At 40.7% G+C, this 680-nt stretch carries 1 pseudogene; it reads left to right on the top strand.

Going from position 1 to position 680, the window contains the following annotated elements:
- Positions 1–211: pseudogene (locus RUMCAL_RS16290) on the top strand (hypothetical protein); the annotation flags it as partial.
- Positions 212–680 lie beyond the last annotated feature (469 nt).

Genomic DNA, 680 nt, shown 5'->3' with positions numbered 1-680 from the left:
TTTGTTTCATCTGACGAAAAATTTGACGACGCATTTGTCGCACAATCTTTGTGCGGTATTGCCTAAGGAAACACCATACAAAGCCCGCCCTTTTCCACCGCTTTCCACACGGGTGTATGTGGAAAAGTGGATAAAATTGTGGAAAACGTTTTTCACAAGGGAAATGCTTGCAGAAATTGTACCAGCTGGACAAGGAAAATATGGTGCATAAAATCCGTGTTGTGAAATTGCACAAAAAACGAATTGGATATTTTACACGAAACCCAGTACTTTCCTGTTGACAGAATGGTGCAAATATGATATAATTATCACAGAAGCAAGGCAGATGATTCACAGAAAACGGAAATCCCGCGTGTGATGATGCTTCGAACGGATATGGGCTGACAAAATAGAATTGCGAGATGTCAGTCACATTTCCACATGCAATTTTTGAATTTTGCAGTTATCTCTCTTTTTCTCATTGCTTTACTGAAACCGTGCTTGTCCTTTTGAGGGCAGGCACGGTTTCGCTTTTTGGAGAAACTCTGCTGAAAAATCTGGTGATGCATCTTATGCATCAGCTTTGTGCGGTTTTATCTTGACAGAATCGGAAAAACACGGTATAATGACAATATCGTAAAGGAAATGCAGAGCCGTGCGAAAAAATATAGGGCAATACCGCACAAAGATTGTGCGACAGA

The organism is Ruminococcus callidus ATCC 27760 (assembly GCF_000468015.1).
Classification (GTDB): domain Bacteria; phylum Bacillota; class Clostridia; order Oscillospirales; family Ruminococcaceae; genus Ruminococcus_C; species Ruminococcus_C callidus.
This window is presented reverse-complemented; position numbering and strand designations above follow the sequence as displayed.